The 10681-nt window shown below is 71.1% G+C and carries 5 protein-coding genes; 1 reads left to right on the top strand and 4 read right to left on the bottom strand.

Annotated features, from left to right (window positions below; genetic code table 11):
- Nucleotides 1-160: 160 nt before the first annotated feature.
- The 4 genes from AC1DYD_RS36425 to AC1DYD_RS36410 all read right to left on the bottom strand — a co-directional run bounded on the left by AC1DYD_RS36425 (nt 161) and on the right by AC1DYD_RS36410 (nt 8067).
- The gene (locus AC1DYD_RS36425; RefSeq protein ID WP_478177603.1) at nt 161-619 is read right to left on the bottom strand and encodes a RidA family protein; all 459 of its coding nucleotides are present in this window, start codon (nt 617-619) and stop codon (nt 161-163) included.
- A complete protein-coding gene (locus AC1DYD_RS36420) occupies nt 616-1602 on the bottom strand; it encodes a transglutaminase family protein (protein WP_478177602.1) in 987 nt (328 codons plus the stop codon). The genes AC1DYD_RS36425 and AC1DYD_RS36420 overlap by 4 nt, the downstream gene beginning before the upstream one ends.
- 180 nt (nt 1603-1782) lie before the next feature.
- Nucleotides 1783-4485 carry a circularly permuted type 2 ATP-grasp protein gene (locus AC1DYD_RS36415; RefSeq protein ID WP_478177601.1) on the bottom strand — a complete coding sequence of 901 codons (2703 nt, stop codon included), beginning with the start codon at nt 4483-4485 and terminating at the stop codon, nt 1783-1785.
- Nucleotides 4486-4572: 87 nt separating this feature from the next.
- On the bottom strand, nt 4573-8067 hold the full coding sequence (locus AC1DYD_RS36410; protein WP_478177600.1) for a transglutaminase family protein: 3495 nt from the start codon (nt 8065-8067) through the stop codon (nt 4573-4575).
- A gap of 124 nt (nt 8068-8191) precedes the next feature.
- Here AC1DYD_RS36410 and AC1DYD_RS36405 point away from each other — a divergent pair, with 124 nt between their 5' ends.
- Complete coding sequence (locus tag AC1DYD_RS36405; protein WP_478177605.1) at nt 8192-10642, top strand: DNA internalization-related competence protein ComEC/Rec2; 2451 nt, start codon at nt 8192-8194, stop codon at nt 10640-10642.
- Nucleotides 10643-10681 lie beyond the last annotated feature (39 nt).

The raw sequence follows: 10681 nt of genomic DNA, 5'->3' as shown, positions 1-10681 counted from the left end.
GCCCCAAGGCGGCCTGCGGCCCCCTCGGGGGGCAGCGACCCACACGCAGTGGGGGAGCGTGGGGGTCAGTCAGGCCGGCGCCGGGCCGCCCCAAGGCGGCCTGCGGCCCCCTCGGGGGGCAGCGACCCACACGCAGTGGGGGAGCGTGGGGGCCAACAATTCATTCCACTTCGGCGATCAGCTCGATCTCGACGCAGGCCCCGAAGGGGTTCTGCGCGACGCCGAACGCGCTGCGCGCATGGGCGCCTTTCTCGCTGCCGAAGACCTCGGCCATCAGCTCGCTGGCGCCGTTGGTCACCAGGTGCTGTTCGGTGAAGGTGGGCGTGGAGTTGACCAGGCTCATCAGCTTGACGATGCGCTTTATCTTGTTCAGGTCGCCGACCGCGGCGTGCAGGGTGCCGAGCAGGTCGATCGCGATCGCGCGCGCGGCCTGCTTGCCTTCGTCGGTGCCGAGCGCGGCGCCGAGCTGGCCGACCCAGGGCTTGCCGTCCTTGCGGGCGATGTGGCCGGAGAGGAACACCAGGTTGCCGGTGCGCACGAAGGGCACGTAGGCCGCGGCCGGGGTGGCCACCGGGGGCAGGGTGATGCCCAGGCTGGACAGCTTGTCGTAGACGCTCATGAGGACTCCTTGTTCTGGGATTGGGATTGGGATTGGGACTGGGTTTGGGATTGCGATTGCGATTGCGCGACGGCCGCCGCTGCTTCCTTCAGTTCCTCGAGCGGCCGCACCGTGACGCTGACGCCCAGCGTGTGTCGGGCGCCGCCGTGCAGCACGCCGCGCATCGGCGAGACGTCGGAGTAGTCGCGGCCGATGGCCAGGGTCACGTAGTCCTCGCCCGGCTGGCGGCCGTTGGTCGGGTCGAAGTCGGCCCAGTCGCCCGGGCCGTCGGTGCCGGGCAGGTAGACCGACACCCAGGCGTGCGAGGCATCGGCGCCGACCAGGCGCGGCTTGCCCGGCGGCGGCTGGGTCAGCAGGTAGCCGCTCACGTAACGGGCCGGCAGGCCGATGGTGCGCAGGCAGGCGATCATGATGTGGGCGAAGTCCTGGCAGACGCCCTTGCGCTGGGCCAGGGCCTCGATCGCCGGCGTGCTGATCTCGGTGCTGCCGGCGTCGTACTCGAAGTCGCGGTACATGCGCAGCGTGAGGTCCATCGCGGCGTCGAAGGTCGGGCGGCCGGGGGCGAAGCTGGGCCGCGCGTAGGCAGCGAAGTCGTCGTGGCGCGGCACGTAGCGAGAGGGAAAGACGAAATCGGAGGCGGGGTCGTAGCGCGCGTCCTTGACGTAGCGGAAGCGTTCGCGCACCTCTTCCCAGGGCAGTTGGCGCGCGATGGCCGGCGCCAGTACCGGTTGCCCGGTCTCGACCACGCTCTCGGCGGTCACGACCAGTTCCTCGTGGGTGGCCTCGAGCGCGAAGAAGGCGCGCGCGTTGCCGTAGACGTCGGCCGACTCCTCGCGCAGCGCCGGCGTCGGGCTGATCGTCAACGCATGGCTCACGAGCCGCTGCGACACCGTGTTCATCGGCTTCAGGTGCGCCAGGTGCTGCGCCGTCTCGACCGGCGGCGTGTAGTCGTAGCGCGTGGCGTGGGTGACGTGAAGAAGCATGGGGGGACTTTACTCGCCCCCAGACTGCCGGGGCAGGGGCAGGCGCGCATCTGCTCCCGGGCTGCGCGTCGCGCCCCTTCGGGTGCAGTCGCGGAACCGGCTTCGCCGGGCCGCTGACTGCGCCCCCGGTCGGGGGTGGGCGGCTACACGAAGTGAGCCAACCTGGGGGGCGAGCAACAGTCACGCGCCGACGGAGCGCAGCGATTCGGACGTCAAGGTGAAATAGCGCGTGCCGATCGCATCGGACACATGGTAGGCCGCGGTCTCGCAGGCCTCGAACACACGGACCAAAGCCGGGTACTGCTGGGCAGGCCCGGACTCGCACAGGCCTTCCAGCGTCCAGCTGTCGGGGTCCGGCAGGTCGTAGGACAGGGCGGTGAGCTTGCCGGACGCGCAGCCCGCCAGCTTGGCGATGCGCTTGCGCAGCGTGTGCGTGACCCAGGCCAGCGAGCGCGGGTTGTCGCCGTCTTGCACCAGCAGGTCGACCATCGTGGCGACGTCGCGCCGCTGTTGGTAGCGCGCGTGGAAGGTGATGGTGCTGTCGAACAGCGCCACCATGGCCTCGAAGCCGCTGACCTCGTGCACCGAACCGTTCTCGAATCCGGCCGCCAGCGCGCTCGACAGAAAGGCCAGGCGCTCGATGTGGCGGCCGATGGACAGGAGCCGCCAGGCGTCGTCGCGCGTCATGCGGTCGGTCTGGGCACCGGTGATCGCCGACAGCGCGGTGCTGGCGGATTCGAGCAGGTGCAGCGCGGCGCCGCTGGCGTAGCCGCCTTCGACCTTCTCGCCGACCTGCTCGGCGCTGCGGCGCAGGAAGTCGGACTCGGCGCGCACGATCTGGTTCCAGTGGTCCTGCGACAGCCGCTCGCGCACCGCGGCGGCCGACTGGCGGATGCAGCGCAGGCTCCAGCCCACGCTGCCGCCGGTGTCGACGTTGCCCAGTTCGGCGATCAGCGCGCGCTCGAACACGCGCCGCGACTTCGGCAGGCTCGGCACTTCGGCCGGCACCAGGGCGTTGCGCAGTGCCAGCCGGTGCAGCCACTCGAGCAGCGTGCGCGAGGAATGGTCCTCGCCGCCCAGCAGGTCGATGGTGAGGCGCGCGAGGCGCACCGCGTTCTCGGCCCGCTCGGTGTAGCGGCCGAGCCAGAACATGTTCTCGGCCGCCCGGCTGGTGACCGGCGCCCGATGCCGGGCCAGCGAGGCGGGCGTCGCGTGCGGCTGCAGCAGCGTGGTGCGGTCGACCTCGCCCTCGGTGCGGACCCAGACGTCGGCGCTGCTGCCGCCGCGCTGCATCGAGGCGATCTGGGCGTCGCGCCCGGCCAGCCGCGCCAGCCCGCCCGGCAGCACCCGCCACGAGCGCGGGCCGTCGCTGACCGCGAACACGCGCAGCAGCACCGAGCGCTGCGCGATGTGGCCGCGGCCGAGGTCCTGGGTCCAGGTCGGCATCTGCGACAGCGGCAGGTAGCTCTGCACCGTGTGGGCCTCGCCCTGGCGCACGATGCGGCCGGCCCATTCGTCGAGCTGGCGGCGACCCATGTGGCGGCCGAGCACGGCGTCGAAGCCGGTGTGGGCGTCGATGTCGGGGTAGGTCGCCTTGATCGCGCAATCGCCCAGTTGCGGCAGCACGGCTTCCATCGCTGCGCGTTCGCCGCACCACCACGTCGGCAAGGCCGGCAGTTGCAGCTTCTCGCCGATCAGCCGGCGCGCCAGCGCCGGCAGGAAGCCCAGCAGCGCCGGCGATTCGAGGAAGGCCGAGCCGGGCATGTTGGCCACCAGCACGTTGCCGGCGCGGATCGCCTGCAGCAGCCCCGGCACGCCGAGCGTCGAGTCGGGCCGCAGTTCGAGCGGATCGAGGAACTGGTCGTCGAGCCGCTTGACCAGCCCGTGCACCGGCCGCAGGCCCTGCAGCGTCTTGAGGTAGAGGCGCTGGTCGCGCACCGTGAGGTCGCTGCCCTCGACCAGCGTGATGCCGAGGTAGCGCGCCAGGTAGGCGTGCTCGAAGTAGGTCTCGTTGTAGGGGCCGGGCGTCAGCAGGGCGATGTGCGGCGGCTGGCCGGCCGGGCACATGTGCTGCAGGCCTTCCATCATCGCGTTGTAGGTGGCGGCCAGGCGCTGCACCTGCAGGTTCTCGAAGGCCTGCGGGAACTGGCGCGCGATGGCCAGCCGGTTCTCGAGCAGGTAGCCCAGGCCCGAGGGTGCCTGGGTGCGCTGCGAGACCACCCACCACTTGCCGTCGGGCCCGCGCGCGAGGTCGAAGGCGGCGATGTGCAGCCAGGTGTCGCCGGGCGGGCGCACGCCGTGCATGGCCCGCAGGTAGCCCGGATGGCCCTGCACCAGCGCCGCCGGCAGCAGGCCTTCGGCCAGCAGCTGCTGAGGCCCGTAGACGTCGGCCATCACCTGGTCGAGCACCCGCACGCGCTGCTGCACGCCGGCCTCGATCTGGGCCCAGCTGTCCGGGGAAACGATCAGCGGAAAGAGGTCGAGGGACCACGGCCGCTGCGGGCCGTCGGCGTCGGCGTAAACGTTGTAGGTGACACCGTTGTCGCGGATCTGCCGCTCGAGGTTGATCGCGCGCCGCGGCAGGTCGTCGAAGCCGCCGGGGCCGAGGTTCTCGAAGAAGCCGCTCCAGGCCGGGACCAGCGGCCCCTGATCGTGGGGGCCGGCATCGTCGTCCGCCGGCGACGCAGCGGGCGGCACGGAGGAAGCCTCGTAGAGCGGCGCCGGCTGCGACGGGGCGGCCGGTCGCGCTTCGTCCTCGGGCGTCGCGACGCCGCGCAATTCGTCGAAATGGCCGGCCGCGGCCGGGGGAGCGAGCGCGGCCGCCAGCGCGGCAGGCGCTTCGAGGGCCTGGGCGTCGAAGAGGGATTCGTTCAGTGGGTCCACAGTGCGCCGATTGTCACACTGTGGTCACGAATGCCGAGGGCGGGCGCGTGAGAAAAGTCCGAAACGTCGCGCCGCCTCGACATGCGCTCATCGCCGCAGGTCGAGCGTGAATGGAAACTCGCGGCTGCCCGCCAGCTCGATGGTCGCCGGCGGCGTGCTCATCAGGCCCGGCGTGTGGCCCATCCGCGTGAAGCGCGAATGGCGCCGGCTCTCGGCCTCGTAGGCGTTGACCGGGAAGGTGTCGTAGTTGCGCCCGCCCGGGTGGGCGACGAAGTACTGGCAGCCGCCCAGCGATCGCTTCATCCAGGTGTCGACGATGTCGAAGGTCAGCGGCGCATGGGCGCCGATGCTCGGATGCAGCGAGGAGGGCGGGTTCCAGGCCTTGTAGCGCACGCCGGCCACGAACTCGCCGACCGTGCCGGTGGGCTGCAGCGGCAGCGCGCGGCCATTGACGGTGATGACGTAGCGGCTCTCGTTGAGGCCGGTGACGCGCACCTCGATGCGTTCGAGCGACGAGTCGACGTAGCGTACGGTGCCGCCGGCCGAGCCTTCCTCGCCCATCACGTGCCAGGGTTCCAGCGCGTTGCGCAGCGACAGCTCGACGCCCATGGCCTGCACCTGGCCGACCAGGGGAAAGCGGAACTCGAAGTGCGGCGCGAACCAGTTCGGGTCGAAGGCGAAGCCGGCCTGGCGCATCTCGCTGATGACGTCGTCGAAGTCCATCTTGACGAAGGTCGGCAGCAGGAAGCGGTCGTGCAGCTCGGTGCCCCAGCGCGTGGCCGGCGCCTGGTACGGCTCGTCCCAGAAGCGGGCGATGAATGCGCGCAGCAGCAGTTGCTGCGCGACGCTCATGCGCGCATGCGGCGGCATCTCGAAGGCGCGCAGCTCGAGCAGGCCCAGGCGGCCAGTGCTGGAGTCGGGCGAGTAGAGCTTGTCGATGCAGAACTCGCTGCGGTGCGTGTTGCCCGTGACGTCGACCAGGATGTTGCGCAAGGTGCGGTCGACCAGCCAGGCCGGCATGTTCTGGCCATAGATCTCGCGGTTGCGGGCGATCTCCTTGAGCGCGATCTCGAGCTCGTAGAGCTGGTCGTTGCGCGCCTCGTCGACGCGCGGCGCCTGGCTGGTCGGGCCGATGAACATGCCCGAGAACAGGTAGCTCAGCGACGGGTGGTTGTGCCAGTAGAGCAGCAGGCTGGCGAGCAGCTCGGGCCGGCGCAGGAAAGGGCTGTCGGTCGGCACCGCGCCGCCCAGCACGAAGTGGTTGCCGCCGCCGGTGCCGGTGTGGCGGCCGTCGGTCATGAACTTCTCGGCCGACAGGCGGGTTTCGAAGGCCGCGTTGTAGAGGAACTCGGTGTGGTCGACGAGTTCGCGCCAGTTGTGCGCCGGGTGGATGTTGACTTCGATCACGCCCGGGTCGGGCGTGACCTGCAGCAGCTTGAGGCGCGGATCGCGCGGCGGCGGATAGCCTTCCATGACGATCTTGACGCCGAGCTGCTCGGCCGTCGCTTCGACCGCGGCGACCAGGTCGAGGTAGTCCTCCAGACGTGCCAGCGGCGGCATGAAGACGTACAGCACGCCCGAGGCGCTGCCGAGCTTCTCGGCCGCCGGCCCATTGGCGCGGCGCGGGTCGCGCACCTCGACGCAGAGCGCGCTGCGGGTGATCCAGTGGGCCGACTCGCCGCGCCGCGGCTGGCGCGGCTTGGTCGGGTCGATGGCCTCGTCGCCCGCGCGGGCCGGGCCGTCGCCCGGCGACTGCATGCGCAGTGCTGCCGGCGCGGCTTCGGGTGCGCCGAAGGCGTAGGGCACGGCGCCGCGGTCGGCGCTCGCACCGGTCGGCAGGCCGGTGTAGCGCGCACGGTAGTCGGCCGCGCTCGGCAGGCTGCCGAGCGGCGCGGTCGGGTCGCGCTCGACCAGGTAGGGGTAGTCGCCCTTGCTCGTCCAGGGCTGGGAGTCGAGCGGCAGCCGGTAGCCCATCGGCGAGTCGCCGGGGATCAGGTACATGCGGTCGTCGCGCAGGAACCAGGGGCCGGTCTTCCAGCCCGGGCCTTCGAGGGCGGGCGCGTCGCTGTCGGCGTTGCCGGCCTCGATCGGCAGCATGTAGCCGATCACCGCATCGAGCTTCTGCGTGAACACCCGTCGAAGGCGCACGCGTTCCATCTCGTCGTCGAGCTTGGAATCGAAGGGATCGACATTGACCGGCAGCCGGCGCTCGCGCCAGAGGTAGTAGTAGACGTCCTCGTAGCCGGGCTGGATGAAGCGCTCGGTGAGGCCCAGGCGATGCGCCAGCACGGTGCTGAAGCGGCGTGCGTCCTCGCTGGTGTAGTGGGTGGGGTGCCGCTCGTCGGCGAACAGCTCGGGGTTGTGCCACAGCGTCTGGCCGTCGGCGCGCCAGTAGATCGACAGCGCCCAGCGCGGCAGCTGCTCGCCCGGATACCACTTGCCCTGGCCGAAGTGCAGGAAGCCGCCCTGGCCGTATTCGGCGCGCAGCTTGTGCACCAGTTCGGTGGCATAGCCGCGCTTGGTCGGGCCCAGCGCATCGGTGTTCCATTCGGGCGCGTCGCGGTCGCTGGTGGCGACGTAGGTCGGCTCGCCGCCCATCGTGAGGCGCACGTCGCCGGCCTTCAGGCGCTTGTCGACCAGGTCGCCGAGCGCCAGGACCTCGGCCCATTGCTCCTCGGTGTAGGGCTTGGTCACGCGCGGCGATTCGTGGATGCGCGTGACCTTCATCTCGTGGCCGAACTCGACCTCGGCGTCGTCGACCACGCCTTCGATCGGCGCGGCGCTCGACGGCGTCGGCGTGCAGGCCAGCGGGATGTGGCCTTCGCCGGCCAGCAGGCCGGAGGTGGCGTCGAGCCCGATCCAGCCGGCGCCCGGCAGGTAGACCTCGCACCAGGCGTGCAGGTCGGTGAAGTCGACCTCGGTGCCGCTCGGGCCATCGAGCGCCTTGACGTCGGGCGTCAGCTGGATCAGGTAGCCCGACACGAAGCGCGCGGCCAGCCCGCAATGGCGCAGCAGCTGCACCAGCAGCCAGCCCGAGTCGCGGCACGAGCCCGAGGCGTTGGCGAGCGTCTCCTCGGGCGTCTGCACGCCGGGCTCCATGCGGATCAGGTAGTTGACGTCGCCCTGCACCTGCTGGTTGAGGCCGACCAGGAAGTCGATGGTGCGCTGTTCCTTGCGGTCGATCTTCTCGAGGTAGGCCTTGACCAGCGGCGTGGCCTCGTCGGCCACCAGATAGGGCGCCAGTTCCTGGGCCTGCGACTCGGTGTACTTGAAAGGGAAGTTCTCCGCCTGCGGCTCGAGGAAGAAGTCGAAAGGGTTGTAGACCGCCATCTCGACCACGAGGTCGACCGTGACCTTGAACTCGCGCGTCTTCTCGGGAAACACCAGCCGCGCCTGGTAGTTCGCGAACGGGTCCTGCTGCCAGTTGACGAAATGTTCGGCGGGCTCGACCTGCAGCGAATACGAGATGACGTTGCTGCGGCAATGCGGTGCCGGGCGCAGTCGGACCACCTGAGGACCGAGTTGCACCGGACGGTCGTACTTGTAGTGGGTGACGTGGTGGAGGGCGGCGTGGATGGACATTTTTTCTCGGTGCGTCGAGGGTGCCTCGGAGTGAGACGCATACTAGCCGACACAGAAAGCAATTTGCGCGCCAAAGAAGTGCGCAAGGGAGTGAATTGCAGATGCGTCGGAAATTCGGTCCGTGATGGCCGGGCTGGAAGGGCGTGCCCTGGCCGCGTTCGCCGCGATGGCGGGCTCGCTGCTGGGCGCGGCGCTGCAATTGCAGCAGGCCGAGCTGTGGCCCGCTGCGTTCTATGCCGGCCTGCTTGCCGGCGCAGGGGTGGGCTGGCTCGCGCTCCGCTCGCGGCGGCAGGGGCCGGCGGCTTGGCTGCGGCTGTTGCTGGCGTTGTGGCTCGGTGCGATGGCCGGGGGCGGCCTGGCAGGATGGCGCGCCACTGCGTATGCTGCCGGCGCACTGCCACCAGCCCTCGAAGGCCGCGACTTGCGTCTGGAAGGGCGGGTCGCGAGCATGCCCCAGCATGGCCCGGGCGGCCTGCGCTTTTCGTTCGAGGTGGAATCGGCGAGCTGGTTCGACGCCGCGTCGAAGGGTGAAGGTCCGCCGCGCGTGCCGTCGCGGATCTCGCTGGCATGGTTCGCGCCGGGTGGCGGTCCGTGGGCTCGCGCCGAGGCCGGCGCGCCGGCCCTTGCAGGGGCCGGCCTCGGGCCGATCCACGCGGGTGAGCGCTGGCGCTTTGCCGTGCGGCTCAGGGCGCCGCACGGCAGCCTCAATCCACATGGCTTCGATCACGAGCTGCGCATGTGGGAGCAGGGCGAGCACGCCAGCGGCCAAGTGCGCAACGGGGTTCGCGATCCGTCGCCCGAGCGCATGGCATCGGGCTGGCGCCACCCCGTGGAGCGCTTGCGCGAGGCGGTGCGCGATGCCGTATTCGAGCGCGTCGGCGACCCGCGCCAGGCCGGTGTGATCGCGGCGCTGGTCACCGGTGACCAGAACGCGATCGAGCGCGCCGACTGGGACGTCTTCCGTGCCACCGGCGTCGCCCACCTGATGTCGATCTCGGGGCTTCACATCACGATGTTCGCCTGGCTCGCGACGCTGGCGGCCGGTGCCCTGTGGCGCCGCAGCGCGCGCCTGATGCTGCGCTGGCCGGCGCAGCATGCCGCGCTGGTCGGCGGCGTGCTGCTCGCCACCGCCTATGCGGTGTTCAGCGGCTGGGGGGTGCCCTCGCAGCGAACCGTTCTGATGCTCGCCGCCATCGGCTTGCTGCGCCTCACGGGCCGGCGCTGGCCCTGGCCCTTCGTCTGGCTGTTCGCCTGCACGGTGGTGGTCGCAGCCGATCCGTGGGCGCTGATGCAGGCGGGTTTCTGGCTCAGCTTCGTCGCCGTGGGCGTGCTGTTCGCCGCCGAGGGGGCGGCGCCGGGCGGCGCGCCCGCCGGCATCGGCGCGCGCCTGCTGCGCATGCTGCGCGAGCAATGGGTGGTGACGCTGGCGCTGACGCCGCTCACGCTGCTGCTGTTCCAGCAGGTCTCGGCCGTCGGTCTGCTGGCCAATGCGATCGCGATTCCCTGGGTCACGCTGGTGGTGACGCCGCTGGCGATGCTGGGCGTCATCGTGCCGCCGCTCTGGCACCTGGCCGCCGAGTCGGTGCAGGCCTTGCTCGCGGTGCTGGGATGGCTCGCGGCGCTGCCCTTTGCGAGCTTCTCGATGCCCGCGCCGCCGCTCTGGACCGCCGTGGCGGGCGTGGCCGGCGGTGCCCTGCTGGCGATGCGGCTGCCAGGGTCGGTGCGCGTGCTGGGACTGCCCCTGCTGCTGCCGGCGCTGCTGTGGCAGGCGCCAAGGCCGGCGGCGGGGGAATTCGAGTTGCTGGCGGCCGATATCGGACAGGGCAATGCGGTGCTGGTGCGCACCGCCTCGCACAGCCTGCTCTATGACGCCGGGCCGCGCTACAGCCCGGAAAGCGACGCCGGCCAGCGCGTGCTGGTGCCGCTGCTGCGGGCGTTCGGCGAGCGGCTGGATCTCGTGGTCCTGAGCCACCGCGACAGCGACCACACCGGCGGCGCCGCCGCGGTGCTCGCCACGCAGCCGCAGGCGAGCCTGCTGAGTTCGATCGAGGACGGGCATCCCTTGCAGGCCGTGCGTCCGGCGCGGCGCTGCGAGGCCGGCCAGCGCTGGCGCTGGGACGGCGTCGACTTCGAGCTGCTGCACCCGCAGGGCGACGACTATGCATCCTTCGTGCCGGCGAAGCCCAATGCCATCTCCTGCGTGCTGCGCATCGGCAACGGCCGCGCCACCGTCTTGCTGGCGGGCGACATCGAGCGCCTGCAGGAAGCCGCGCTGGTGGCCCGCACGCCGGACCTGCGCGCCGACCTGCTGCTGGTCCCGCACCATGGCAGCAAGACCTCCTCGAGCGCGCTGCTGCTCGACGCGGTGCAGCCGCGCTTCGCGCTGGTCCAGGCCGGCTACCGCAACCGCTTCGGGCATCCGGCCGAGGAGGTGGTGGCGCGCTATCGGGAGCGCGGGATTGCGTTGGCCGAGTCGTCCCGCTGCGGGGCGGCGACATGGTCGAGCAGCACGCCGTCGGAACTGGGCTGCGAGCGTTCGCGAGGGCGGCGCTACTGGCATCACGTGCCGCCATGAAGTCGGGCAGGCGCGATATCCGCCATCTTCCGGAGGGGT

Source organism: Variovorax sp. P4_B11, from assembly GCF_056402355.1.
The sequence above is the reverse complement of the archived record's forward strand: the minus strand, read 5'-3'. Positions and strand labels throughout refer to the sequence as shown.